The organism is Nonomuraea sp. NPDC049152 (assembly GCF_040648355.1).
Taxonomy (GTDB): Bacteria; Actinomycetota; Actinomycetes; order Streptosporangiales; family Streptosporangiaceae; genus Nonomuraea.
The window spans coordinates 101103-125865 of the sequence record NZ_JBEZDO010000019.1 but is presented as its reverse complement, the minus strand read 5'-3'; the positions used below and the strand labels follow the sequence as shown (position 1 = coordinate 125865).

Annotated in this window: 28 protein-coding genes; 15 read left to right on the top strand and 13 right to left on the bottom strand. The window is 69.7% G+C overall.

The window, feature by feature from the left end; all coding sequences use genetic code 11:
• Positions 1-310 precede the first annotated feature (310 nt).
• The 6 genes from radA to AB0B45_RS30775 form a co-directional block, all read right to left on the bottom strand.
• Positions 311-1723: a DNA repair protein RadA gene (gene radA / locus AB0B45_RS30800; RefSeq protein ID WP_358137643.1), complete on the bottom strand. Its 1413-nt coding sequence runs from the start codon at positions 1721-1723 to the stop codon at positions 311-313.
• Positions 1724-1825: 102 nt separating this feature from the next.
• On the bottom strand, positions 1826-2464 hold the full coding sequence (locus AB0B45_RS30795; protein WP_358137640.1) for a TetR/AcrR family transcriptional regulator: 639 nt from the start codon (positions 2462-2464) through the stop codon (positions 1826-1828).
• A gap of 190 nt (positions 2465-2654) precedes the next feature.
• Positions 2655-3206: a hypothetical protein gene (locus AB0B45_RS30790; RefSeq protein ID WP_358137637.1), complete on the bottom strand. Its 552-nt coding sequence runs from the start codon at positions 3204-3206 to the stop codon at positions 2655-2657.
• A 194-nt stretch (positions 3207-3400) separates the two neighbouring features.
• Positions 3401-3706: a thioredoxin gene (gene trxA, locus AB0B45_RS30785; protein WP_358137635.1), complete on the bottom strand. Its 306-nt coding sequence runs from the start codon at positions 3704-3706 to the stop codon at positions 3401-3403.
• Positions 3687-4076, bottom strand: a complete 390-nt coding sequence (locus tag AB0B45_RS30780; protein ID WP_358137632.1) for a MerR family transcriptional regulator — start codon at positions 4074-4076, stop codon at positions 3687-3689. Before AB0B45_RS30780 ends, trxA begins: the two co-directional genes overlap by 20 nt.
• Positions 4077-4146: 70 nt before the next feature.
• Complete coding sequence (locus AB0B45_RS30775) at positions 4147-4845, bottom strand: methyltransferase domain-containing protein (protein ID WP_358137630.1); 699 nt, start codon at positions 4843-4845, stop codon at positions 4147-4149.
• A 36-nt stretch (positions 4846-4881) separates the two neighbouring features.
• On the opposite strand from AB0B45_RS30775, the gene AB0B45_RS30770 reads away from it, so the two are divergent.
• The 7 genes from AB0B45_RS30770 (at position 4882) to AB0B45_RS30740 (ending at position 11699) form a co-directional block, all read left to right on the top strand.
• Positions 4882-5691 (top strand): sugar phosphate isomerase/epimerase, encoded by an 810-nt coding sequence (locus AB0B45_RS30770; protein ID WP_358137627.1) that lies wholly within the window; start codon positions 4882-4884, stop codon positions 5689-5691.
• Between the two features lie 25 nt (positions 5692-5716).
• The gene (locus AB0B45_RS30765; RefSeq protein WP_358137624.1) at positions 5717-6601 is read left to right on the top strand and encodes a class I SAM-dependent methyltransferase; all 885 of its coding nucleotides are present in this window, start codon (positions 5717-5719) and stop codon (positions 6599-6601) included.
• Positions 6598-7179, top strand: coding sequence for a TetR family transcriptional regulator (locus tag AB0B45_RS30760; protein ID WP_358137622.1), 582 nt, complete (start codon positions 6598-6600; stop codon positions 7177-7179). The genes AB0B45_RS30765 and AB0B45_RS30760 overlap by 4 nt, the downstream gene beginning before the upstream one ends.
• Before the next feature lie 95 nt (positions 7180-7274).
• Positions 7275-9371 carry a (Fe-S)-binding protein gene (locus tag AB0B45_RS30755; RefSeq protein WP_358137619.1) on the top strand — a complete coding sequence of 699 codons (2097 nt, stop codon included), beginning with the start codon at positions 7275-7277 and terminating at the stop codon, positions 9369-9371.
• A 140-nt stretch (positions 9372-9511) separates the two neighbouring features.
• Positions 9512-10342: a hypothetical protein gene (locus AB0B45_RS30750; RefSeq protein WP_358137616.1), complete on the top strand. Its 831-nt coding sequence runs from the start codon at positions 9512-9514 to the stop codon at positions 10340-10342.
• Positions 10339-11400 carry a glycosyltransferase gene (locus AB0B45_RS30745; protein ID WP_358137613.1) on the top strand — a complete coding sequence of 354 codons (1062 nt, stop codon included), beginning with the start codon at positions 10339-10341 and terminating at the stop codon, positions 11398-11400. Before AB0B45_RS30750 ends, AB0B45_RS30745 begins: the two co-directional genes overlap by 4 nt.
• A 17-nt stretch (positions 11401-11417) precedes the next feature.
• The gene (locus AB0B45_RS30740) at positions 11418-11699 is read left to right on the top strand and encodes a metal-sensitive transcriptional regulator (protein WP_358137610.1); all 282 of its coding nucleotides are present in this window, start codon (positions 11418-11420) and stop codon (positions 11697-11699) included.
• Positions 11700-11784: 85 nt separating this feature from the next.
• Here the strand turns inward: AB0B45_RS30740 and AB0B45_RS30735 are convergent, their stop codons facing one another.
• Both AB0B45_RS30735 and AB0B45_RS30730 read right to left on the bottom strand, forming a co-directional pair.
• A complete protein-coding gene (locus tag AB0B45_RS30735; protein WP_358137607.1) occupies positions 11785-12021 on the bottom strand; it encodes a hypothetical protein in 237 nt (78 codons plus the stop codon).
• 129 nt (positions 12022-12150) lie between these two features.
• Positions 12151-13872, bottom strand: coding sequence for a hypothetical protein (locus AB0B45_RS30730; protein ID WP_358137604.1), 1722 nt, complete (start codon positions 13870-13872; stop codon positions 12151-12153).
• A 45-nt stretch (positions 13873-13917) separates the two neighbouring features.
• Here AB0B45_RS30730 and AB0B45_RS30725 point away from each other — a divergent pair, with 45 nt between their 5' ends.
• Positions 13918-14808: a hypothetical protein gene (locus AB0B45_RS30725; RefSeq protein ID WP_358137601.1), complete on the top strand. Its 891-nt coding sequence runs from the start codon at positions 13918-13920 to the stop codon at positions 14806-14808.
• On the opposite strand, the gene AB0B45_RS30720 is transcribed toward AB0B45_RS30725, so the two are convergent.
• The gene (locus AB0B45_RS30720) at positions 14780-15301 is read right to left on the bottom strand and encodes a gamma carbonic anhydrase family protein (protein ID WP_358137599.1); all 522 of its coding nucleotides are present in this window, start codon (positions 15299-15301) and stop codon (positions 14780-14782) included. The genes AB0B45_RS30725 and AB0B45_RS30720 overlap by 29 nt on opposite strands.
• Positions 15302-15512: 211 nt before the next feature.
• Here AB0B45_RS30720 and AB0B45_RS30715 point away from each other — a divergent pair, with 211 nt between their 5' ends.
• On the top strand, positions 15513-16541 hold the full coding sequence (locus AB0B45_RS30715; protein ID WP_358137596.1) for a hypothetical protein: 1029 nt from the start codon (positions 15513-15515) through the stop codon (positions 16539-16541).
• A 189-nt stretch (positions 16542-16730) separates the two neighbouring features.
• Here the strand turns inward: AB0B45_RS30715 and AB0B45_RS30710 are convergent, their stop codons facing one another.
• The 4 genes from AB0B45_RS30710 to AB0B45_RS30695 form a co-directional block, all read right to left on the bottom strand.
• Positions 16731-16946, bottom strand: coding sequence for a hypothetical protein (locus tag AB0B45_RS30710; RefSeq protein ID WP_354909456.1), 216 nt, complete (start codon positions 16944-16946; stop codon positions 16731-16733).
• A 122-nt stretch (positions 16947-17068) separates the two neighbouring features.
• Complete coding sequence (locus tag AB0B45_RS30705) at positions 17069-17821, bottom strand: GntR family transcriptional regulator (protein ID WP_358137594.1); 753 nt, start codon at positions 17819-17821, stop codon at positions 17069-17071.
• A gap of 173 nt (positions 17822-17994) precedes the next feature.
• The gene (locus AB0B45_RS30700; protein ID WP_358137591.1) at positions 17995-18513 is read right to left on the bottom strand and encodes a VanZ family protein; all 519 of its coding nucleotides are present in this window, start codon (positions 18511-18513) and stop codon (positions 17995-17997) included.
• 132 nt (positions 18514-18645) lie between these two features.
• The gene (locus tag AB0B45_RS30695; protein ID WP_358137589.1) at positions 18646-19404 is read right to left on the bottom strand and encodes an IclR family transcriptional regulator; all 759 of its coding nucleotides are present in this window, start codon (positions 19402-19404) and stop codon (positions 18646-18648) included.
• 48 nt (positions 19405-19452) lie between these two features.
• Here AB0B45_RS30695 and AB0B45_RS30690 point away from each other — a divergent pair, with 48 nt between their 5' ends.
• From AB0B45_RS30690 to AB0B45_RS30665, 6 genes are read left to right on the top strand one after another with little or no spacing between them, the layout of a single operon-like run.
• Positions 19453-20856: an aldehyde dehydrogenase family protein gene (locus AB0B45_RS30690; RefSeq protein ID WP_358137586.1), complete on the top strand. Its 1404-nt coding sequence runs from the start codon at positions 19453-19455 to the stop codon at positions 20854-20856.
• The gene (locus tag AB0B45_RS30685; RefSeq protein WP_358137583.1) at positions 20853-21647 is read left to right on the top strand and encodes a fumarylacetoacetate hydrolase family protein; all 795 of its coding nucleotides are present in this window, start codon (positions 20853-20855) and stop codon (positions 21645-21647) included. The genes AB0B45_RS30690 and AB0B45_RS30685 overlap by 4 nt, the downstream gene beginning before the upstream one ends.
• On the top strand, positions 21644-22603 hold the full coding sequence (locus tag AB0B45_RS30680; RefSeq protein WP_358137580.1) for an acetaldehyde dehydrogenase (acetylating): 960 nt from the start codon (positions 21644-21646) through the stop codon (positions 22601-22603). Before AB0B45_RS30685 ends, AB0B45_RS30680 begins: the two co-directional genes overlap by 4 nt.
• The gene (dmpG, locus tag AB0B45_RS30675) at positions 22600-23604 is read left to right on the top strand and encodes a 4-hydroxy-2-oxovalerate aldolase (RefSeq protein WP_358137577.1); all 1005 of its coding nucleotides are present in this window, start codon (positions 22600-22602) and stop codon (positions 23602-23604) included. The genes AB0B45_RS30680 and dmpG overlap by 4 nt, the downstream gene beginning before the upstream one ends.
• A complete protein-coding gene (locus AB0B45_RS30670; RefSeq protein ID WP_358137575.1) occupies positions 23601-24311 on the top strand; it encodes a fumarylacetoacetate hydrolase family protein in 711 nt (236 codons plus the stop codon). The genes dmpG and AB0B45_RS30670 overlap by 4 nt, the downstream gene beginning before the upstream one ends.
• On the top strand, positions 24311-24751 hold the full coding sequence (locus tag AB0B45_RS30665; RefSeq protein ID WP_358137846.1) for a RidA family protein: 441 nt from the start codon (positions 24311-24313) through the stop codon (positions 24749-24751). Before AB0B45_RS30670 ends, AB0B45_RS30665 begins: the two co-directional genes overlap by 1 nt.
• Positions 24752-24763 lie beyond the last annotated feature (12 nt).

The window sequence follows — 24763 nt, the reverse complement described above, 5'->3', positions numbered from 1 at the left end:
GAGCTCCCTCTCGGACGGGCAGGCCGTTCTCGCAGGACAACCTCGCCTCCGTCTCCCGGCGAGCCGCAGTCAGGGGGACAACCCGCTCCTGTCTCTACGGCAAGCCGACGATAGGCCACCGTGGTCCGTCGGTCCCGCGCTGTCCATCACGCTACTGCGGGCCCACGGGGCTGGGCGCCGTCACGTCAGATCCCTGGAACCGCTCTTCCTCCTGCCCGTCCCGTGCGATTTCATCTCCCTTACTGACGTTGGAGACCGTGATGGGCGTCGTGGAATCCGCGCAGTCGTTATCCAACCGTTGCCGTGACGATCAGGTGACGTGGGTGAGGGCGTCCCAGACGTTCTCCGCCTCCATCACCTCGAACCCCGGTGCGAACGCGACCGGCCCCACCGGGACGAGCGCGCGTTGCTCGCCAGGACGGCGGCGGCCGTCGTCCTCCAACGAGCCCCGCGGGACGAGCGCCCGCTTGAAGCCCAGCCGCGCCGCCTCCGACAACCGGCGACGGACGTCGCGCACGGGCCTGAGCTCGCCGGCCAGCCCCACCTCGCCCAGGGCGATGAGCCCTTGGGGCAGCGGCTTGTCGCCCGCCGCGCTGGCCACCGCGAGCATGACCGACAGGTCGACCGCGGGATCGGCGAGCTTGATGCCGCCGACGGTGGCGGTGAAGACGTCGCAGCCGCCCAGCCTGGCGTTGAGCCTGCGTTCGAGGACGGCCAGGATCATCTGCACCCTGAAGGGGTCGAGGCCCGAGGAGGTGCGGCGCGGCTGCTGGGCCTCGGTGCGCGCGACCAGCGCCTGGACCTCGGCGGGAAGCGGCCTGGTGCCCTCGACGGTGACGGTGACGCAGGTGCCGGGGACGGGCTCGCTGCGGCGGGAGACGAACAGGCCGCTCGGGTCGGTGATGCCCTCGATGCCGCGTTCGTGGAGGTCGAAGCAGCCGACCTCGTCCGTCGGGCCGAACCTGTTCTTGATCGCGCGGACCATGCGCAGCCTGGAGTGCCGGTCGCCCTCGAAGCTGAGCACGACGTCGACGAGGTGCTCGAGCGTGCGGGGGCCCGCGATCGAGCCCTCCTTGGTGACGTGGCCGACCAGGACGGCGGCCATGTTGCGCTCCTTGGCCAGCCGTACGAGATTGGCGGCCACCTCCCGCACCTGCGTCACGCCCCCAGGGACGCCCGTGGCCTGGGCGGAGCCCACGGTCTGCACCGAGTCGACGATCAGGAGCTGGGGCTGGACCTTCTCCACGTGGGTCATCAGCGCCGACAGCTCGGTCTCGGCCGCGAGGTAGAGGTTGTCGCGGATCGCGCCGATGCGGTCGGCGCGCAGTCGGACCTGGGCGGCGGACTCCTCGCCCGTGACGTAGAGGACGGTGGCCCGCTCGGCGATGCGCGCCGCGGCCTCGAGGAGCAGGGTGGACTTGCCGATGCCGGGCTCGCCCGCCAGCAGCAGGACCGCCCCCGGCACCAGACCGCCGCCCAGCACCCTGTCGAGCTCGCTCACGCCGGTGGTGCGGGCGGTCGCGATCTCCGCCTTGACGTCGCCGATCGGTACGGCTGGGCCGCTGGTGGCACCCGGCTGCACCACGTGGACGCCCGCTCTCGCGCCCTCCTCGTCGACCGTGCCCCACGCCTGGCACTCGCCGCACCTGCCGACCCACTTGGTGGTGCGCCAGCCGCACTCGGCGCAGCGGTATCCGGGCTTCTGCGCGGTCTTGGGTGCCATGCCGAGCAGGCTAGCCTGCCCCGCCGACAATCCGCCGCATCCGGATCAGGCGTCCCGGGAGCCACGGTCCTCGGTGGATCCGTGAGCCACGACGAAGCGCGATCAGTTCTCCCGCACGGCGTAGCTGAGAACGCGTTCTCCCAGCACGTCCTCGATGGCCTCCAGCAGGACCAGCACGGCCTCGGCGATCGTGTCGGGGCTCTGGCCCGCCGCGGTACGCGTGCCGATCTCCGTGTAGACCAGTGAGTGGAAGCCGCCGACCTGCCAGGCGACCACCCGAGGCAGTGGATCGTCCGGCGCGGCCCCTGTCTCCTCCGCGAGGACGGTGGCGAGCGCGTCGGTCATCTGCTGACCGAGGGCTTCCAGCCTCGCGGTCAGGGTGGGGGCGGCCCGCATCATCTCGAAGACCCGGCCGAACCCCTCGGTCAGCCCCAACCTGCGGTCACGGCCGCGCACCTCGTCACGCAGATGGGCCAGCACGGCCCGTACGGCGGGCTCGCCGACCGGGCGGTTGCGCACGATGTCGGCGAGCCGCTGCGGAGACGCCTCGTCGGGCGGGAGGACGAGGTCCTCCTTGCTCTGGAAGTAGTTGTAGACGGTGTTCACCGACACCTGCGCGGCCTCGGCCACCTCGGCGATCGTGACCTGCTCGAAGCCCCGTTCCACGAACAGGCCGGTCGCCACGTCGGAGATGTGCCGGCGTGTCTGCCGCTTCTTCCGTTCCCTGAGCCCTTCCACCACGACGGCAGCCTAACTCGACTCCAGCGCCGACTCCCGGCGACGGGGTTGGCAACCGATGGTGACGGTGACGGTGATCGTGACGGCGACCGCAACGGCAACGGCGAAGGTGATCGTGACCGAGACGGCAACGGTGACGGTGATCGCGACGGCGACGGGGGGAGGGCCCGCCCCGCCGACGCCTCCGCGTGCGTCAGCGCAGGTGGATCCCCTTGACGATCTTGTCCAGTTCCGGCACGAGCGGCTGGCTGGCCATCACGGTGACCACGACGCCTTCGCGCTCGACCCAGCCGACGTACTTCCCGTGGCCGAGGGCGCCGTCACCGTCCTGGATGAGCACCTCGCGACCGCCGATCCTCGCGGTCTTCGGGTCCCCTGTGAACGTCCCGATGTCGAACGGGCCCTTCTTCAGCTGGGAGAGCTTCCGCGCCTGCGGCCAGCAGACCACCCGCACCCACAGGGACCTCTGCTTCAGGTCGACCTCGCTGCGGTCGTCGGCCCACTGGTAGCCGTACTCCGAGATGCCGCCGTGCTTGCTGGTGACGACCTGACCCGTCTTGAAGCCCGACGGGATGTGGTCGACGCGGACGCCCTTGAGGGCGGTGGCGCCCTTCGGCGGCTGGTCGGAGGCGGACGCCATGGATCGCTTGATCTCCGCCTTGCTCGGCACGGGACAGCCGGGCTTCGCGACAGCAGCGTGGGCGGGCGAGGCGATCAGCGTCCCAGCCGAGACGAGTGATGCCACGGATAGCACGAGGCTTTTCTGAAAGCTATTCATGTAGGTGTTTGATGCGCCGTCTGGGGCGAAAGTTCACGGTCGACACCCACCGGCGCTCTTCGACCGCGCGAGGGGCTGACCGCACCTCCGGTCACGCGCTTCCGCCGCCGGCCATGGGATGGGAAGGGGGCCGACGGCGGACCGCGGGGTTCGGGAAGGGCTCAGGACAGGCCGAGTTCGGCTTCCAGCATGCGCTTGGGCTTGGCGCCGACGACCTGCTTCACCGGCTCGCCGTTCTCGAAGAGCAGGAGGGTGGGGATGCCCATCACGCCGTAGCGAGTCATGATCTCGGGGTTCTCGTCGGTGTTGAGCTTGCCGATGGTCAGCCCGCGCTCCGCCTCGATCTGGTCCAGGACCGGCGCCACCATCCTGCAGGGCCCGCACCACTCCGCCCAGAAGTCCACCAGGACGGGCTCGGAGCTCTTGAGCACGAGCTCCTCGAAGTTCTCAGTCGTCAGCTTGATCACGATTCTCCTTCACGAAACATCCTGGGCAGGCCGCGGTGAGCTGGCCCGCCACCTCCGCCCGCCTGCCGAGCAGGACGCGGATCTCCTCGTCGATCTCGGCCAGCTTGCGCCGGTAGACGGCGACCGACTCCGCGCACGCGGCGCCCGTCGCGTGACCCGCACGCAGGCAGTCGACGAACGGGCGGGCGTCCTCGAGTGTGAACCCGACCGTGAGCAGGGAGCGGATCTCGCTGACCAGCTTCACGTCCTCGAGGGAGTACTCGCGGTAGCCGTTCGGCCCCCTGCGCGCGCTGAGCAGCCCGTGCTGCTCGTAGTAGCGCAGGGAGCGGGCGCTCACGCCAGTCCGTTCGGCCAGCTCTCCGATCCGCATGCCTCCCACGCTAAACGTTGACGTTGGTGTCAAGGTCAAGCAGGGTCCCGAAATGCCGACAAAAGGGGAGTCAGAAGTAGCGCCAGCGAAGGACGTTCGGGTAGGCGAGCGTGACCCCACTCGTCTCCCTGATCGCCTCCTCCGCCACCTCCGGCGTGAACTCGATGCGCAGCACCGCCTCGAGGTCGGCTCTGCGCTCGAAGACCATCCGCAGATCGAGCTCGTCCCGCTTCCATCCCTGCCGCGACCAGAAGTCCTCCACGTCCTTCGGCGCATACGTGGGCACGGTCCGCTGGAACCATCTGCCGAACGAACCTCGGGAAGCGTCCAGGTCGATCACGAACGCCGCGCCGCCCCGCCGTACCACGCGGGAGAGCTCGCGCAGCCCGGGCTCGCACCCGGGCCCGAAGAAGTACGCCCACCTGGCGACGGCCACGTCGACGCTCGCGTCGGGCAGCGGGAGCGCCTGCGCGGTGGCCGCGTGGACGGACACGTTGGCGAGACCCGAGCAGCGGCGGCGGGCCAGGCCGACCAGGTCGCCGTGGGGCTCGACGCCGATCACCCTGGCGGCGGAGGCGGCGAAGGAGGGCAGGTGGTAGCCGGTGCCGCAGCCGATGTCGAGCACGGTCGCGCCGTCCCATGGGCGGATCGCGCGCATCGCGGCGTTCGCGACGCCCTCGGGGTCGACCGCGCGGTTCTCCAGCTCGTAGATCGCGGGGGTGTTCCAGATGTTCGGGCTGGGGATGGCTCCGTTGGCGATGCGCGGCATGGCCCCACGGTACGGCCTCGCGCGTAGGCTGGCAGCGTGGCAGATGTCATCCGCGTGCCCAATGCGAAGATCGCATTGTCCACGGCTTCGGTATATCCGGAACGTACCCCTGACGCCTTCGAGCTGGCCGCGCGCCTCGGCTACGACGGCGTGGAGATCATGGTGGGCGCTGATCCCGTCAGCCAGGACATCGACGTGATCGAGCGGCTGTCGGACCACTACCAGGTGCCGGTGCTGGCGATCCACGCGCCCTGCCTGCTGGTGACACAGCGCGTGTGGGGGCGCGACCCGTGGGCCAAGCTGCTCAAGGCGCAGAAGGCCGCCGAACGGCTCGGCGCGCGGGCGGTCGTGGTCCACCCGCCGTTCCGCTGGCAGCGCGACTACGCCCGCGACTTCGAGAACGGCCTGGCGAGGATGCGCGAGGAGACCGACGTGATCTTCGCGGTGGAGAACATGTTCCCGCTCAAGGCGCGGGGCAACGACGTCGTGCCGTACTCGCCCGACTGGAACCCGATGGACTACGCCTTCCCGCAGGTCACCCTCGACCTGTCGCACACGGCGGTCTCGGGCTCCGACGCGATGGAGATGGCGGTCAAGCTCGGCGACAGGCTCGCGCACCTGCACCTGGCCGACGGCCTCGGGGTGTCGAACAAGGACGAGCACCTGGTGCCCGGCAGGGGCAACCAGCCGTGCGCGCCGATCCTCGAACGGCTGGCGACGACCGGGTTCGGCGGGGTGGTCGTGCTGGAGATCAACACGCGCAAGGCGGCCAGCCGTACCGAGAGGATCGACGACCTGGCAGAGGGGCTCGCCTTCGCCAGGCTGCACCTTGCGGCGTCTAGATGAGCCCGACGTGGGGCAAAGTGATCTCATGAGTTTCACTGGCCCCTCTCGCTCGCTCGGCAGGGTGTTCGACCGGGTCGCCGACGCCTACGACGCGGCCCGTCCCGGCTACCCCGACGAGCTGTTCCGCGCCCTCGGCGAGATGTCGGGCGTGGAGCTGGCGGGCGCGACGGTGGTGGACGTCGGCGCGGGCACCGGCATCTCCGCGCGTGCCCTGCGGGAGCGCGGCGCCCGCGTGGTCGCCCTCGACCCTGGGCGCGAGATGCTCGCGCGGCTGGTGGCGCGCGACCTCTCCTCGAGTACGGCCGAGCCGCGCGCCGAAGAACTCCCCGGCGACGGCGCGGCCATGCCGGTGGCCTCCGAGGAGCCCCCCTACGACGGCGCCGCCCTGCCGGTGGCCAGGGGGCAGGGCCGCGGCACCGTGGCGGCCGTGCAGGGTGACGGCAACCTGCTTCCGATCAGGGACGGCAGCGCCGACCTGGTCACCTACGCCCAGTCGTGGCACTGGCTCGACCCGGCGGTCTCCGTCGCGGAGGCGCGGCGCGTGCTGCGCGACGACGGCGCGATCGCGGCCTGGTGGAACACGACCGACGCGGGCAGGGCCGACTGGCTGGCCGCCTACGAGGTGCGCCTGGCCGAGTCGTGCTCCACCTACTGGGGCCCCGCGCTGCCCGAGTGGAACGTGCCGCAGATCGCCGCGACGCTGCCGGTCGAGGAGCGCTGGCTGCACTGGACGCGGCTGGTCACCGTCGACGACTTCCTGCTCGACCTGCGCTCCCACTCCTACATGGTGACGATGCCGCAGGAGGCCGCCGACGAGCTGGTCGCCATGCAGCGGGCCGAACTCCTCAGGGTCTTCCCCCAAGGCGTGCTGACCGTCCCCATGCGCGTCTACCTGGCGGTCGGCCGATGACCGTCAAGCGCCGCACGGGACGCAGGCCGGGCGCCTCCGACACCCGGGGCGACATCCTGGCGGCGGCCAGGCAGGTGTTCGCGGAGAAGGGTTTCGACAAGGCGACGATCCGCGGCATCGCCCGCGAGGCGGCCGTCGACCCGGCGCTCGTGCACCACTACTTCGACTCCAAGGAGGGGCTGTTCGTCGCGGCGATGCACCTGCCCGTCGACCCCGTCGAGGTGCTGAGCCAGTTGCTGGAGGGGCCGCGTGAGGAGGTGGGCGAGCGGCTGGTCAGGCTCATCCTCACGGTCACGGCCGACGAGGAGGCCAGGACTCCCGTGCTCGCGCTGGTGCGTTCGGCGATGACGAACGAGCAGGCGGTGAACATGATGCGGGAGTTCATCACCAACGCGCTGCTCTACCGGGTGGCCGACGGTCTCGGCGTGTCACACCTGCGGATCGAGGCGGCGTTCGCCCAGCTCATCGGGGTGGTGCTGGCTCGTTACGTACTCGTGCTCGAACCGCTGGCCTCCGCCGACATCGAGGATCTGGTGGAGCTGCTCGGCCCGACCGTGCAGCGCTATCTGGCCCCGTAGAGCATCGTTCTACTATGGTCGCGGCGGGCCCGTATCGACCAAATGTTACCCGTCGGTAGGATAGTGGGCAGCCAACGCAGTCTGTGGGAGGACATGTGCTCTGGGTAGCCATCATCGGGCTCGCGATGACCGCGGCGGCGGTCGCCCTCGCGGGTCGCCGAGCGCTGTTCCTGTTCAAGCTCGCCACGGTGGGCCCGCCCGCGCCCGAGCGCGTCGAGTACGCCAAGGCGAACGTGGGCGATGAGATCAAGGCGCAGCTCGTCGAGGTCTTCGGGCAGAAGAAGCTGCTGAAGTGGACTCCCTCGGGCGTGGCGCACTTCTTCGTCATGTGGGCCTTCTTCATCCTCCTGACGGTCTACATCGAGGCCTACGGCGCGATCATCCAGGGCGCGATCACCGGCAGGCCCGACTTCCACATCCCGCTCATCGGGCAGTGGTCGGTGCTGGGCTTCCTGCAGGACTTCATCGCGGTGGCGTGCGTGCTCGGCCTGATCGCGTTCGCTGTCATCCGGATCAAGAACTCCCCGAAGGCGCTGGGCCGCAAGTCGCGTTTCTCCGGTTCGCACCTCGGTGGCGCGTGGCTCGTCCTGTTCATGATCTTCAACATCATCTGGACGCTGTTCCTCGCCCGCGGCGCGGCGGCCGCCAACGGCAACTTCCCCTACGACGGCGGCGCGTTCGTGTCCCTGGCCCTGGGCAAGGCGCTTCCCGCCAGTCACCTGCTCGAGCAGATCGCGCTGCTGCTGCACATCGGCTTCATGCTGGTGTTCCTCGTCATCGTGGTGAACTCCAAGCACCTGCACATCTTCACCGCGCCGCTGAACGTGCTCTTCTCCCGCCGGCCCGACGGCCTCGGCGGCGCGCCCGAGCTGCGCATCGACGGCAAGCCCGTCGACTTCGAGGACGAGGACCTCGACCCCGAACGGCTCGGCCGCGGCAAGATCGCTGACACGACGTGGAAGGGCTTCCTCGACTTCTACTCCTGCACCGAGTGCGGTCGCTGCCAGTCGCAGTGCCCGGCGTGGAACACCGACAAGCCGCTGTCGCCGAAGATGCTCATCCTCGACCAGCGCGACCACGCCTTCAAGGTCGCGCCGTACCTGCTGCAGGGCGGCGACACCAGCCACGCCGACACCGACGTGCTCGCGCTGCTGGAGAAGCCGCTGGTCGGCGAGGAAGGCGTCATCCACCCGGACGTGCTGTGGTCCTGCACCAACTGCGGCGCCTGCGTCGAGCAGTGCCCCGTGGACATCGAGCACATCGACCACATCCTCGACATGCGCCGCTACCAGGTGATGGTCGAGTCGTCGTTCCCGTCCGAGGCGGGAGTGATGGTGAAGAACCTGGAGAACAAGGGCAACCCGTGGGGCATGTCCGAGATGAAGCGGGCCGACTGGATCGAGGAGCTTGACTTCGAGGTCACGCTCATCGACGAGAAGATGCCCGAGGACACCGAGTACCTGTTCTGGGTCGGCTGCGCGGGCGCCCTGGAGGACCGGGCGAAGAAGACCACGAAGGCCGTCGCCGAACTGCTCCACATCGCCGGCGTGAAGTTCGCGGTACTCGGCCCGGCCGAGGCGTGCACCGGTGACCCGGCCCGCCGTCTGGGCATGGAGTTCCTGTTCAACATGCTCGCCCAGCAGAACATCGAGACGCTGAACGAGGCGGGCGTCAAGAAGATCGTCGCGACCTGCCCCCACTGCTTCAACACCCTCGCCAACGAGTACCCGCAGCTCGGCGGCACCTACGAGGTCGTGCACCACACCCAGCTGCTGGCCAAGCTCGTGGACGAGGGCCTGCTCACCCCGGTCACCCCGATCGAGGAGAAGATCACCTACCACGACCCGTGCTTCCTCGGCCGTCACAACAAGGTCTACAGCCAGCCGCGCGACATCATGTCGAAGGTGCCTGGCGTGCAGACCCAGGAGATGCACAGGCACAAGGACAGGGGCTTCTGCTGCGGCGCCGGCGGTGCCCGCATGTGGATGGAGGAGCGCATCGGCAAGCGCATCAACACCGAACGGGTGGACGAGGCGCTGACCACGAATCCGGACACCGTTTCCACCGCGTGCCCGTTCTGCATGGTGATGCTCGGCGACGCGATCAACGAGAAGAAGAACAACGGCGAGGCCAAGGAAACCCTCGAAGTGGTCGACGTCGCGCAGCTGTTGATCAAGTCTGTCAAGGGCTGAGTCGGAAGTCCGCAACACCGCGTGTTGCGGACTTTCGCATGTCAGGCATGCGACGAGGCCAAAAAGCTTTCTCCACATAACGGGAAAATCACGGTAACCTCAACGTCGCATGGCTTCATTCGACGGGGAGGGGGCTGCGGATGCGCGTCGTCGTGACCGACGCGGAAGTCACCCTGGCTGACGTGCTCTCCCTGCGACTCGCCATCGAAGGACCGCTGAGATCCGGCACGAGGCTGGTGCTGCGCCATCGCGTGTCGGGCGTGGAGCGGGAGGTAGCGCTCGGCACGTCGGGGGCGGAGGCGCGCGGAGCCACGCTGGCGGTCTCGCTGGCGCCGCTGACACTGGCGGCGGGTCGCTGGGACGCCTACTTGTTCGAAGAGGAAGGCAGGACCCGCATCAGGAGCGTCGACCCCGGCTTCTCCCTCGACCACCTCGACACCTACGCGCTGTCGAAGCGCACCATCGCCTATCGCGCCTACCGCACGAGGAACGGCTACCTGGCGCTGAAGGTCTCCGACGCCGAGCCCGCGGCCGAGGTGCGCGCGGTCTGGTTCAGGGAGGGAAGGTTCGAGGTCACGGGCCTGCTCGCCTACACCGGACTCGACGACGACGACTCCAGGCACGAGGCGAGGCTCTCCCTTCAGCGCAGGCAGCCCTCGCCGGCGGAGGACGTCCGCGACGGCGGCAGGACGGCCACGACGGTGGCCGCCGCCGCGACCGTGCAGGGCGTGCGCTTTCATGCCGCCGTCTCGCTGGTCGACGTGGTGGCCGCCGACCCCGAGGGCGTGGGGATGTGGGAGCCGTCGCTGGAGGTGGAGGGCGTGCCCACGCCGCTGCGACTGGCCTCCCGCCTCGACGACGTGGACGGTAAACGGCGCCGCCTGCACTATCCGGCGCTGCGCGTGGACGGCGTGCCGGTCCGCCCCTGCTACACCGCCGACGACGAACTGCGGATCGAGGTGGGCGCGTGAAGGTCAGCCTCGTGCTCCCTTCCGCTTACAGCATGCGCGGCGACGTCCGCTCGATCCTCAACCTCGCCTCGGACCTGGCCGAGCGGCACGAGGTCGAGGTGATCAGCGTCAGGCGGCAGAAGGAGAAGCCGTTCTTCGCCGTCGGCGGCAAGGTGCGGATGCGCTCGCTCATCGACGCCAGGCCGGGTGCGAGGCACCTGCTGCCGCGCGGGCAGATGCGCACGGAGGTGGCGCTGTGGCGGCTGCTTCGCGCGCTCAAGAGTGACGTTCTCATCACCACCAGGCCCGCGATCAGTGTCCAGGCGGCCAGGTACGCGCCGAAGGAACTGCTCAAGATCGCGCGGGAGTGGGGGCGGCCTGCCGTACCGGGTCCCGTGCAGCGGTTCTATCCACGGCTGGACGCGGTGGTGACGGCGACGGAGAGCGGGCGGGAGGACTGGGAACGGCTGCTGGAGGGCGGGCCCGCCGTCCACATGGTGCCCGACGCGCTGCCCGGCGGCCTGTGGCCGCGCTCCAGGATGGACAACAGGATCGTGGCCACCGGAGGGCGCTGGGTCGCCACCCGCGCCTACGACCGGCTGATCAGGGCGTTCGCGATCGTGGCCGACAAGCGTCCCGACTGGCGGCTCAGGCTGTACGGCGGCGGCCCTGAGGAACGCAGGCTGCGTGACCTGGTACGCGACCTGAACCTGCACAACCACGTCTACTTCATGGGGACCACTCCCGACCTCGCGGGCGAGTTCGCGAAAGCGTCGATCGTCGCGACCACCTCGCGCGCCGAGACGCTCGGGATGGCAGTCCTGGAGGCGATGGGGTGCGGCGTGCCCGTCGTCGGGTTCGACGGCGCCCGCGGCCCCGCCGAGTACATCATCACCGGCTACAACGGCGTGCTCGTGCCCGACGGTCAGATCGAGATGTACGCCGCGGCGCTGCTCACGCTGATCGACGACGACCGCAGGCGCAGGTCGCTGGCCGCGGGCGCGCTCGACACGGCCTCCGCGCACGGGGCCGCCGAGGTCTCGGCGCTGTGGGAAGGGTTGATCGCGGGCCTCCGCTGACTAGGTACCTTTGATGCATGCATGGGTATAGCGGAGACAAGCAGGCCTATCTGACCCGTCTGCGGCGGATCGAGGGTCAGATCAGGGGCTTGCAGCGCATGGTGGAGGACGACGCCTACTGCATCGACATCCTCACCCAGGTCTCGGCGGCGACCCGGGCGCTTCAGGCGGTGGCGCTCGGGCTGCTGGAGGAGCACATCTCCCATTGCGTGGCCGACGCGATCAACTCCGGCGGTCCCGAGGCGGAGGAGAAGGTCAAGGAGGCGTCGGCGGCCATCGCCCGGCTCGTTCGCTCATGACTAGTCACCCCGGGCTTCGGTGAACTATCCAGATAACCGTGTCCCGGACCCCGCGGGAGTCCGGGACTAGTCAATGTGATGGTCTTCAGCGGCTCGCCGAAGTCCGCAATCCGAGCGCGTCGTCGAGTTCATCCAAGGTGAGCCGCCGTTCACTGATGGCTACGGCGGTCAGCACCTCGGCGTAGAGTGCAATCTCGTCCAACGCGACACGATCGTGGACCCGAGAGTCCAGGTCGTCGTGCCCCACCGCGTCGTCCTTCCTTCCGCAGCCCACACCCTGCTTCGAGGTTACGGCGGAGGCCCTTCCGGCGACATGGCCCATCGGGGTCATTCCTTGCGGCGCCTTCCTGCCCCCACAAGGATCATTTCCCGATTCCGAGATCACAATTCGGCGAATTCTCGTCCTGGAACGATATTTACCGAGTAAGGGTGAAATAACGAGATTAGTGGTTTAGATGGGATCGTCGCGCTCATGGATGAGCCTGTGAACAATCGCGGCGGCCCCCGGAAAGCCGCGCTCGGGCGTGGGCGTGCGAGTGAGCCGGCACCAGGCCAGCCCCGCCGCGTAGGCGGCGCCCAGCACCGCGGCCGCGCCGTCCCTGGTCGGCGGTACGGCATCGAGCCACCGCGGGCCCACCTCGAACCCGTCGGGCTCGGTCTGCTCGCCCCTCGGCGCCGCGAGCTGGACGTGCAGCGCGTGGCGCAGCCGATGATCCAGCCATGCGGCGACGGTCGGCAGGTCCTCGGGCGCGTCGGCGTGGTCGGCGGCGAGCAGGGCGGCCGCCGTCCTGTGCGGGTCGGAGGAGAAGGCCACGGCCTCCAGGAGGTCGCCGACGGTGTGGCGGAAGTGCTCGCCGGGGTCCGTCTCGGCGAGGACGGCCCTCGCGAGGTGATCGGGCACCCTGGCCAGCCACGCCCTCCGCAGCGCCTTGTCGGCGTCCCTGGCGGCCTTGTCGTCGGCCGTGGGGCCTTCCCCCGAGCCTGCTGCGCCCCCTTGAGCGCCGGAGCCCGCGCGTCCATGAACGCCGGAGCCCACCCGTTCGGACGCGCCGGTCGAGGTCCCTCCCGAGGTGCCGGTGGAGGTCCATCCCGAGGCGTCGGTGGGGGGCCTTCCAGAGGCGCCGGTCGAGGCGGCGCCTGAGGCTCCCGTGGAGGTCCCGTTCCACTGGCCGGCGGGCGACCACGCGCCGGTGGCGTAGGGGTCGCCGGTGGCGGCTCCTGTGTGGGGTCCTGTGGCGGTCCGCCAGCTGCCCTGCTGCGGCCCTGTGGGTCCGTGGCCCGCCGTGCGCTCGAAGGGCCCTGTGGTGGCGAGAGGGGGCGGGGGAGGGAACGGGCCGGTGGCGGATCCCCGCGGCGCGACCGGACGGGGCTCGAAGCGCGGCAGCGGACCTGTGGCGGTCCGGTGGTCGAGGGAGGGGTTGCGGAGCGCGGGCTCCAGCATCGCGATGAGCGCCTCGGCCCTCGGGCGGAAGCGCGCGTCAGCGGCCACGATCCCCGCCGTGTCGGCCATCAGGGCGGCCAGGCGCAACGCCGCGCGGGGGGCGCCGGAGCGGACGCGCTCGCCGTACAGGGTGACGAGGGACCTCAGCGGCGGGGACGGCAGCCAGCGCACCCACTCGTCGCCCGGCAGCGGGCGGCCCAGGTACTCGCCGAACACCGACAGGAGCTGCTCGTTGCCGTCGAAGGCGGGCGCGTAGGCGCACCACATGATCGTCGCCCAGATCGCCGCCACCGTGCTCGGCACGTCGCCCGCGAAGACCTCGCGGAAGGAGGTCAGCGGGTACTCCTCGACGGAGCGCATGCCGTTCGCCCTGACCAGCGCGCGGATCTCCGACGTGAGCGGCGCCGGCACGTCGGGTCCGACGAACGCCTGGCTGGACCAGCGCCCGGCGGCGAAGTCCGGGCCGCTCGGCACCAGATGCGGCAGCAGGACGCCCACGTAGTGCTCGACGCGGGCGGGGCAGTTGCGTGGTGGCGCGGACAGGTGCCAGCGGCCGTCGCCAGGGTCCTGGAGATACCAGCGGGCGTGCGCGCCGAACACCCACCTGCCGCCGTCCGGGGTGGCCAGCGCCCTGGAGGCGATGGCGTTGGCCCTGGTCTGGAGGGGGAGCGTCGCCCAGCGCGGGTCCGTGACCATTGCGCGGACGTCCGCCTCGATGGCCGTGAACCGCATGGCGGCATCGTAGCCCGCCCTCGAGACCGGGCAGAATGTCCCGACATGAGAGCCAAGATCACGGTTTCGCTGCTCGCCGCCTGTGCCCTCGCGGGCTGCGGCACGGCCACGTCGAGCCAGCCCCCCAAGCCCAAGGCGCTCACCGTGGCCGATGTCAGCGCTCCGGATCCGGGCGGCGAGGTCGGCTCCGCCTCCAGCGAGTTCTCCAGCGCCGCCGACCTGGCGGTGTGGAGCAAGCTGAGCGACACAGAGGGCGACCAGAACAGGCTCGCCAAGCTCGACGTCGACGCCACCGCGAAGGACGCCCTCTATCTGGAGCCCACGACCTCGACCTGGTTCGACGGCTTCCGCGGCCCCTTCGTCTACCAGGAACTGGCGGGCGACATCGTCTTGCACACCAGGGTCAAGGTCGAGGGCAGGAAGAGCGGGCCGCCGCGGCGGAAGTTCTCCCTCGGCGGCGCGATGCTGCGGGTGCCGCAGTCCAACGACAGGCCGAACTGGCTCTCGGTCACCACCGGCACGGGCGACAACGCCGAGCGGGTCGAGATGAAGGAGACCGCCAACGGCAGCTCCAAGCCGAAGGAGGTGCCGGTCACCGGGCGCTGGATGGAGCTGATCCTCGCCAGGACCGGAACCATGGTCTCCGCCCTCTACAAGGAGGAGGGCGGCGCGTGGAAGGTCGGACAGCGGTGGCTGCGTCCCGACCTGCCGAAGGTGCTGGAGTGGGGCGTGACCGGCTACACCGACTGGGACAGCTACGGCGCGCTCAAGAAGGACGCGGCCAAGGCCAACGCCGCCAAGACGATCAAGGGGAAGCCCGACCTCAGGTTGACCGTCGACTACGTGCGCTTCCTGCGGCCCGCCACTCCCGCGGGAGACCTGATGAAGGTCCCCGACGCGGTGCTGGTCAAACTGCTGACGCCCGCCCGTGCCTGAGGGCCTTGGCCATGTACCGGTCGGGCGTGTGCGCGAAGCCCGCCCTGTCGTCGTCGGTGAGCTCGCGGACGATCTTGCCGGGCACGCCCGCCACGAGCACCCCTGAGGGGATCTGCTTGCCAGGACCGACCAGCGCGCCCGCCGCGACCAGGGTGCCCGCCCCGATCCGCGCGCCGCCGAGCACGATCGCGCCGATGCCGATCAGCGCGCCGGTCTCGACGTGGGCGCCGTGGACCATGGCCTTGTGGCCGAGGCTCACTCTCGGTTCGAGTACGGCGGGCTCGCCCGGATCCGCGTGCAGGCAGCACAGGTCCTGGACGTTGCACTCCTCGCCGATCTCGATGCGTTCGTCGTCGCCGCGCAGGACCGAGCCGTACCAGATGTTGGCTCCACGGCTTACTCTGACGTTACCGACAACCACCGCGCCCGGTGCGATATAGGCGTCCGGGTGAATGTCAGGAATTGCACCGTCGTCCAGGGCTGCGATGTACATCTTGGACATCGTAGTCGGCCCGCTTGACGAGAATCGTGCCTGGCCAGCTCAGCAGCGTCTGAGCGGGCGCACAGGGCGGGTTTCTCATTAGGATTTCCCGGGCAGGTACGGCGTTCGGGTTGCGGACTTGGGCAGATGGCAGGAAAGTCGTCTCCTGACACGTCGTTGTCGGACCCTCACAAACCGCAAGCTCCCCACCTAGGTACTCCTCATGACAAACCAGCACGAGAGCTTTCCCGACCTGATGCAGGAAGACTCCTTCGAAGTCGTCATGCGCGGCTACAGCCGTCGTCAGGTACACGACTACATGATCCGCTCCCGCAACCAGATCAGGGATCTGGAGGAGCGGCTGGCACGAGCGATCGACCAGGCGGAGCAAGGCCGGATCGAGCTCGCAGAGGCCAGACGCAGGATGGTCGAAGCGCCACAGAGTTACGAGGACCTCAGCCCGAGGCTCGCGCAGATTCTCAAGCTGGGAGAGGAGGAGGCGGCCGCCAAACGGGAGGACGCCGAGACCGAGGCCAACAGGTTGCGCGAGTCGGCCAGCATGGAGGCCGAGCGGATGGTCTCCTCGGCTCGCGAGACCGCCGACAACATCCTCACCAGCGCCCAGGCAGAGGCCGAGCGCCGCGTGGGCGAGGCGACGGGTGCGGCCGAGCGCATGCTGGCCCAGGCGGGCGCCGACGCGGAGGAGACCCTCACCACCGCCAGGGCCGAGGCCGAAGAGACGTTGCGCGTGGCCAGGGGTGAGGCCGACAGGGTCCTCACGGCGGCCAGGCTGGAGTCCGAGCAGACCGTCGAGAGCGCTCGAGAGGAGGCCGAGTCCACCCTGGCCATCGCGCGAGCCGAGGCGGAGTCGACGCTGAGCAGCGCCCAGGCTCAGGCGCAGGCGTCGCTCGCGGCGGCCGAGCAGCGGGTCAACGCGCTCGACGAGCACGCGGGCCGGCGGGTCACCTACCTCACCGACACCCACGGCGAGGTGGTCAGGCGGCTCAACGAGATCAGCTCCGTGCTCGGCGACCTGATGCGCAGGGAGAACACGGCAGGGCCGCTGATGCCGGTCGTCGAGCCCGCGGTCGAAGAGGTGGAGGCGGTCGAGGCGGTCGACGACGTCGACGAGATGCGGGAGGTCGACGAGGTACGGGTGATCGTCGACGACGAGCCGGCCGACGTGGCGGAGGAGCAGCGGCAGGTCTCCGAGGACACCGACGTCAACCTGGGCAGGCTGGCGCACAAGTAGGCCGCCCCGCAGCGCGGACAAGCTAGGGCGGAAGCCCCCGCCCCCGATAGGGTCGGAGACTTCCGCGCCTGGGGGCCCGGTGCCGGAGCCGCCGAGACGCTGAACCCGGCACCGGGCTGCTCGTGGCCTCGGAACGAGGCCGGGCGCGTGCCGTGGATCCCCCGCCTAGAACGATCCACAGCACGCGCGCTAGGGGGCGGGTCCTGCCCGCCTCTCCTGGTCCCTCAACTGTTCGCGAAGGCCCTCAGGGTCGTCGGCATCGATGGTCATGGCGCATCCCGCGTCGCGCTGTTCCGCGCTCAGCGGGTGGTGCCGCGTGGCCCACCAGCGGCCCGCGTCGCTCCGCCAGATGGTCCAGTGGGGGTACTCCAGGGCGATCTCGGCGAGATGCCGGTCAAAGGACATCTGGTCACCCTTCCCGGGTCCCCCACTTACGCTTCCTTCTCTTTAGAAGGTGCGGCACATCTCTAGAGAAATCAATGATCGCAGGGGACAGGTCAACCTATCGCTTGACAAAGCGACTTGACCTAAGCGTCGAAGTCGTATTGGAGTACGTAGGACGCGGAGTCGAGGACCATCTCGTTGTACTCAACGGGGAGGCCGCCGGCGGTGTAGGCGGTCCTGGAGATCACGATCACCGGAGTGCCCGCCGGCAGCTCCAGCAGGCTCGCCTCCCTGGGTTGCGGCATGCGGGCGCGCACCTCTTCGGTGAAGTGGGCGGGCGGCAGGCCGAGGTCCCGCAGCCGGGCGTAGACGCCGCCCGGCCCCGTGTCCGGCAGCGTGATCGCGCTGCCTTCCACCAGGTCGGCGGGAAAGTAGGACGTGGCAAGCTGGACAGGTCGGGCATCGACCGAGTAGCGACGGCGCCTGATCCACACCTCCGTGCTGTCGAGGACGCCGGCGGTCACCTCGCCGGCCCGCGTGCGGGCCACCTCCACCGCGTCCACGGTGAAAGGACGGCCGCGCGTGTCGGCGTCCCAGATGGCCTGTCCCTGGCCCCACTGCTCGCGGGACAGGCGTCGAGATCCGTGCCTGCGGATCGGCTTGAACTGTCGCACATAAACCCCCGAACCTCTTTTCGGCACCGCCAGCCCTTCGTTGATCAGCACGGCCAGCGCCTGGCGGGCGGTGGCTCGCGCGATTGCGTGTTCGGCCATGAGCGCGTTCTCGCCCGGTAGTCGGTCCCCATCGCGCAGTTCGCCGGACAGGATCCTGGCGCGCAGGCCGTCGGCGATGCGCCGATAGATCGGGGGCTCCTGAGGTACCGGGGATTCAGACACGTTTGATCACCCTCTGTCACCAACCAGGTTTGGCGTCTCCAGAGAACTTGCCCCGCCTTGTCCACGATCGCACAGATACGCAGGTTGGTCCCGAGCTTCTTTTGAGTGGATCGTGCCCGTGTGGTGACCCTCGCGAGTTTTCTCGGGCCGTTACTGTGGAACGGTCCTGGCCGCTAATTGGAGCCCCACCAGCGGCGAGTAATCAAAGCGGCAACGATCGCCCCCGCTGTGTTGATCAAGACGTCGTCGATCGAGGAGAAGCGACCGAGGCGCAGGCCGTACTGCAGCAGCTCGACGGTCACCGAGGCACCTGCGGCCACACCCGCCACGCGGGCGATGCCCGCGAAGCGCGCGGAACGGACGGGAAGCAGCGCGCCCAGGCAGGCGAAGACCAGGAGGTTGCCTCCGACCTGCACGAACACGGTCGCGGGCGGTGCGGAGAAGACCCAGGTGAGATCTCTGAACGGGACGAGATTGACACCGCTCTGACCGTTTGCCGGAGTGAGAATCATCCAGATCCACGGGGCCGTGCCTGCGACGATGCCCACGTCGGCGATCGCGGTGCGTCCGGGGGCGGGGTGCCCGCGCCTGCGGCGCGCGCGGGCCAGTGTCAAAGCCGCCAGTACGGCAAGCGGAATCCCCAGCAATCCCGCGATGACGACATGTCCCCACAAATCCCATGTTTGGCCCACGAGGCAATAATGCAGGTACGGAAAAGTGTCCGAAAGGACAGCCAAATATCGACAGGTGTGGAACAAGTTCGGGCCCGTGCGGCGTCACTGCGTTCGCACAGGACCGCCACGGTCGGTGACCGGACGCCCGGTCTAGATCGATCTCGTCAGTGCCCTGGAGACTCCCAGCGCGGCCGTCTTCACCGCGGGCGCCAGCCGGGTCGGGTGGAAGCGGGCCAGCGGCACCGAAACCGACAGCGCCGCGACGACGGTGCCGCCGCTGAAGACGGGCGCCGCGATGCACGCGCCGCCGAGCTGCGCCTCCTCCCGCTCGTAGGCCAGGCCCGCGGCCTGGACCTGCCCGATGGCCTCCTCCAGCCGCTTGGGATCCACGATCGAGTGCGGGGTGAGCCTGCGCAGCGGCCGCGAGAGCACCTCGTCGATGAACTCGGGTCCCGAGTAGGCCAGCAGCGCCTTGCCCACGCCCGTGCAGTTGAGCGGCAGCCGTCCGCCCACCCGCGAGGGCAGCGAGAACGACTCGTGACCGCGGATCTTCTCGACGTAGACCACGTCGAGCCCATCGCGCACGCCGAGGTGGATCGTCTCGCGGGTGGCCTCGTAGAGATCGTGCATGAACGGCAGGGCGGCGTGGCGCAGGTCGCGTTCGAGAGGGACGATGCTACCGAGCTCGAACAACCGGCGGCCGAGGTAGTAACCGTTCTCCCTGCGCGCGACGGCGCCGATCTCGGTCAGTTCCGTGAGCAGCCGGAAGGCGGTGGTCTTGGGCAGGTGGCAGTGCTGGGCGACGTCCATCAGCCGGAGCGGGCCGCCGGTCGGCCGGAACGCGTCCAGGACCAGCCATGACTTCTCCAGCATCGACAAGCGATCGGTGTTCCGTGTCACGGAACGCATTCTTGTCCGAAACCGCCGGGAAGTTCTATACCCCTAGGTGGAGGAACGATGTCATTTGAGCAGGTAGCCCACTTCATCGGGGGCGCGTGGGTGGCCGAGGGCGAGCCGTTCGCGTCCTACGATCCCATGACAGGACAGGTGAACAGGCAGGTCCATGAGGCGGACCAGGCCGTGGTCGACAGGGCGGTGCGCGCCGCGCGCGAGGCCGCGCCCGCCTGGGCCGCGCTGCCGGTGGCCGAGCGGGCCGCCTGGATGCGCCGCCTGGCCGAGGGGATCGAGGCGCGGTTCGACGACCTGGTGGCCGCCGAGATCGCCGACACGGGCAAGCCGCTCGAGCAGACCCGCACGCTCGACATCCCGCGCGGCGCCGCCAACTTCCGCGCCTTCGCCGAGATCGCCGCGCAGCGCCCTTCGGAGGCCTTCCACCTGCCGGACGTGCTCAGTTACACCGTGCGCAGGCCGCTCGGCGTGGTCGCGGTCGTGGTGCCGTGGAACCTGCCGTTCCTGCTCATGACGTGGAAGCTCGGCCCCGCGCTGGTCGCGGGCAACACCGTCGTGGTCAAGCCGTCGGAGAACACGCCCGGCTCCGCCGCGCTCTTCGCCGAGATCTGCGCCTCCGTCGGTCTGCCCCCTGGTGTGGTCAACGTGATCCACGGGTACGGCCAGGCGGGCCAGCTCCTGGTCTCCCACGAAGGGGTCGACGGGGTGACGTTCACCGGCTCCACCCGCACCGGCTCGGCGATCATGAAGTCCGTCGCCGACCGGGTGAAGCCGATCTCCTTCGAGCTGGGCGGGAAGAACGCCGGCTTGGTCTTCGCCGACGCCGACCTCGACAGGGCGGTCGAGGGCAGCGTGCGGTCGGTGTTCACCAACGGCGGCCAGGTGTGCCTGTGCACCGAGCGGCTCTACGTCGAGCGGCCGATCTTCGAGGAGTTCTGCGCCCTGCTGGCCGAGCGGGTAGCGTCGGTCACCCCGCAGCCCATGATCTCCGCGCAGCACAGGGAGAAGGTGCTGTCGTACTACGCTCTCGCCCGCGACGAGGGGGCGAAGTTCCTCACCGGCGGCGGCGCTCCCGACGGGCCCGGCTACTTCGTGGAACCGACCGTGGTGACAGGACTGCCGGAGTCCTCCCGCTTCAACAGGGAAGAGATCTTCGGGCCGGTCTGCCACGTGGCCCCGTTCGACACCGAGGCCGAGGCCGTCGCGCTGGCCAACGACTCCGACTACGGGCTGGCCGCCGTCCTGTGGACGAGCGGCCTCGACCGGGCGCACCGGGTCGCCCAGCGGCTGGAGGCGGGGCTGGTCTGGGTCAACACCTGGTACCTGCGCGACCTGCGCACCCCGTTCGGCGGCGTCAAGCTGTCGGGCATCGGCCGAGAGGGCGGCACCCAGTCGCTCGACTTCTACTCCGAGCCGACGACGATCACGATCAAGCTGGAAGGTGGCGCATGAACGACGAGTGGTCAGAGGCCGTGGACGTCCGCACCCAGGCGGCCGACCGGTTGCTCGAGGCCCAGCGCTCGGGCAAGCCGTGCGCTCCCGTCAGGGACCTGGTGAGTACGGCGGGCGAGGGCTACGCCGTACAGGAGATCAACACCCGCAGGGCGCTCGACGAGGGGCGCAGGCTGGTCGGGCGCAAGATCGGGCTGACCAACCTGGCCGTGCAGAAGCAGCTCGGGGTGGACCGGCCCGACTTCGGCATGCTGTTCGCCGACATGGCCTACCTGGACGGGCTGCCGGTGCCGTACGAGAGGTTCCTGCAGCCGAGGGCCGAGGCCGAGATCGCGCTCGTGCTGGGGTGCGACCTGGTCGGCGGGCCTTTCACGGTCGCCGAGGTGATCAGGGCGGTCGACTTCGCGCTGCCCGCGATCGAGATCGTCGACTCGCGCGTCGCCGACTGGGACATCACGCTGGCCGACACCATCGCCGACAACGCCTCCAGCGGCGCCTTCGTGCTGGGCAACACGCCGGTCGGGCTGCGCGGGCTCGACCTGCGCCTGGCGGGGATGACGATGACCAGGCGCGGGCAGGAGGTGTCCACGGGCGCGGGCGCGGCCTGCATGGGTCACCCGCTCAACGCGGCCGTCTGGCTGGCCGACACGCTCGGCCGCACCGACCACCCGCTGCGCGCGGGAGACGTCGTGCTGACCGGCGCGCTCGGCCCCGTGGTGCCGGTGGAGGACGGCGACGTGTTCGAGGCGCTCATCGACGGTCTCGGCTCGGTGCGGGCGGTGTTCGGGTGAGGCTGGCGATCATCGGCTCGGGCAACATCGGGACCGACCTGATGTTCAAGGCCCTGCTGTCGAAGAAGGTCGAGGTCGTGGCGATGGCGGGCATCGACCCCGCCTCAGACGGCCTCGCCAGGGCGCGGCGCAGGGGCCTCGAGACGACCTCCTCGGGCGTCGAGGGACTGGTGGCGCTGCCGTCCTTCGACTCGGTCGACGTGGTGCTCGACGCCACCTCGGCGGGCGCCCACGCGCACAACGCCGCGGTCGTCCGGTCGTACGGCAAGAGGGTCATCGACCTCACGCCCGCCGCGCTCGGCCCCTACGTGGTGCCCTCGGTCAACCTGGACGCCCACCTGTCCGCGCCGAACCTCAACATGGTGACGTGCGGAGGGCAGGCGACGATCCCGATCGTGGCCGCGGTGTCGAAGGTGGCCAGGGTGTCGTACGCCGAGATCGTGGCCTCCATCGCGTCGAAGTCGGCCGGTCCCGGCACGCGGGCGAACATCGACGAGTTCACGGTGACGACCGCCAGGGCACTGGAGCAGGTCGGCGGTGCGACGCGGGGCAAGGCGATCATCGTGCTGAATCCTGCGGAGCCGCCGCTGATCATGCGGGACACCGTCTACTGCCTGGTCGACTCGTGCTCGGAGGACGAGGTGGCCGCTTCGGTGGCGGAGATGGTGGCCTCGGTGCAGGAATATGTGCCCGGCTACCGGCTCAAGCAGGAGGTGCAGTTCACACCCGTGGCCGCCGACGAGCCGGTGTGGACGCTGGCGCAGGGGGCGAGGGGTGGGGTGAAGGTGAGCGTCTTCCTGGAGGTCGAGGGGGCGGCCCACTACCTCCCCGCCTACGCGGGGAACCTGGACATCATGACCTCCGCCGCCCTGCGCACCGCCGAACGCCTCGCCGAGACCGCCCCCCTCACCCCCGCGGGAGCCATCTCGCAGGTCACCGAGGGAGGACGGGCATGAGCGCGCGCATCTACGTGCAGGACGTGACGTTGCGGGACGGCATGCACGCCATCCGCCACCGCTACACGATCGACCAGGCCACCGCCATCGCCAGGGCGCTCGACGCGGCGGGAGTGGCCGCCATCGAGGTCGCGCACGGCGACGGCCTCGCGGGCGGGAGCTTCAACTACGGTCCCGGCGCCCACACCGACGAGGAGTGGATCGAGGCCGTCGCGGGAGCCGTGACGAACGCGAGGCTCACCACGCTGCTGCTGCCCGGCATCGGCACCATCGAGGACCTGAGGAAGGCCCACGCGCTGGGCGTCACCTCGGTCAGGATCGCCACGCACTGCACCGAGGCCGACATCTCGGCCCAGCACATCTCCACCGCCCGCGAGCTGGGCATGGACGTCGCGGGGTTCCTGATGATGGCGCACATGGCCCCGCCCGAGGTCCTCGCCGAGCAGGCCAGGCTCATGGAGTCGTACGGCGCGCACTGCGTCTACGTGACCGACTCCGGCGGCGGCCTCACCATGGACGGCGCGAGGGAGCGGATCAGGGCCTACCGTGACGCGCTCAGGCCCGAGACCGAGATCGGCATCCACGCCCACCACAACCTCAGCCTCGGCGTGGCCAACTCCGTGGTCGCGGTGGAGAACGGCTGCACCCGCGTGGACGCCTCGCTCGCCGGGATGGGCGCGGGCGCGGGGAACGCGCCGCTTGAGGTGTTCGTCGCCGTGGCCGACCTCATGGGCTGGGCGCACGGCTGCGACCTCTACGCGCTGATGGACGCGGCCGACGACCTGGTCAGGCCGCTGCAGGACCGTCCCGTGCGGGTCGACAGGGAGACGCTGACGCTCGGCTACGCGGGCGTCTACTCCAGCTTCCTCCGCCACGCCGAGGCCGCCTCACAGCGGTACGGCGTCGACACCAGGGAGATCCTCGCCGAGGCGGGCCGCCGCCGGATGGTCGGCGGTCAGGAGGACATGATCGTCGATATCGCATTGGACCTGACGAAATGAAGCTGGCTCAGGCGCTGCACGAGGCCGCGCTCACCCGGATGCCGATTCCACAGCCTGTGGACGAGCTCGACGTCGCCACCGCCTACGAGATCCAGGAAGAGGTCGTCGGCCTGCGCGGCGAGCCCCTGTCCGGGGTCAAGCTCGGCTTCACCAGCGAGGGCAAACGCCGCCAGATGGGCGTCAACGACCTCATCCTGGGACGGCTGACGCCGTCGATGGCGGTGGTCGACCACGACAAGTACATCCACCCGAGGGTCGAGCCCGAGGTGGCCTACCTGGTCGGGCGCAGGATCGAGAGCGTCGAGGACGCCACGCGGCCCGGCGCCGTCGCGGCCGTCGCGGCGGGCATCGAGGTGATCGACTCGCGGTACGAGAATTTCAGGTTCTCGCTGGAGAGCGTCATCGCCGACAACACCTCGGCGGCGGGCTACACGATCGGGCCTTGGCGGCCCTACGACGTCGACGACTGGAACCTTGGCGTGGTCTTCGAGATCGACGGGCGGCCCGTGCACGTCGGGTCGACCGCGGCCATCCTCGGCGACCCGCGCAGGGCGATCGTCGAGGCGGCACGGCTCGCCGTACAGGTGGGGCTGGTGATCGAGGAGGGCGCGATCCTGCTGGCCGGCGCCGCCACCCCTGCCGAACCGCTCCTGTCAGGCGCGCACGTCCAGGTGGAGATCCAGCGGCTGGGAAGGGTGGCGCTGTGATGCTGGTCGAGGGGAAGGCGACGCCGAGAGGGAGGTTTCCCCACGTCAAACGGGCGGGGGACTTCCTCTACGTGTCGGGGACCAGCTCCAGGCGGCCCGACAACACCTTCGCGGGTGTGTCGGTCGACGAGCTGGGGACCACGGACCTGGACATCCGCGTGCAGACCAGAGCGGTGATCGAGAACATCGGCGACATCCTGCGAGCCGCGGGAGCGAGCCTCGCCGATCTGGTACAGATCACCACGTATCTGGTCAACATGAACGACTTCAAGGGCTACAACGAGACCTACGCCGAGTTCTTCGACGAGACAGGACCCACGCGCACCACGGTGGCCGTCCACCAGCTGCCGCACCCGCACCTGCTGATCGAGATGCAGGCCGTCGCCTATTCACCATCGACAAAGGAGCGAAGGAGCTCGGCGATCGGGAGCGAGGTTTAATCCAATGCCAGC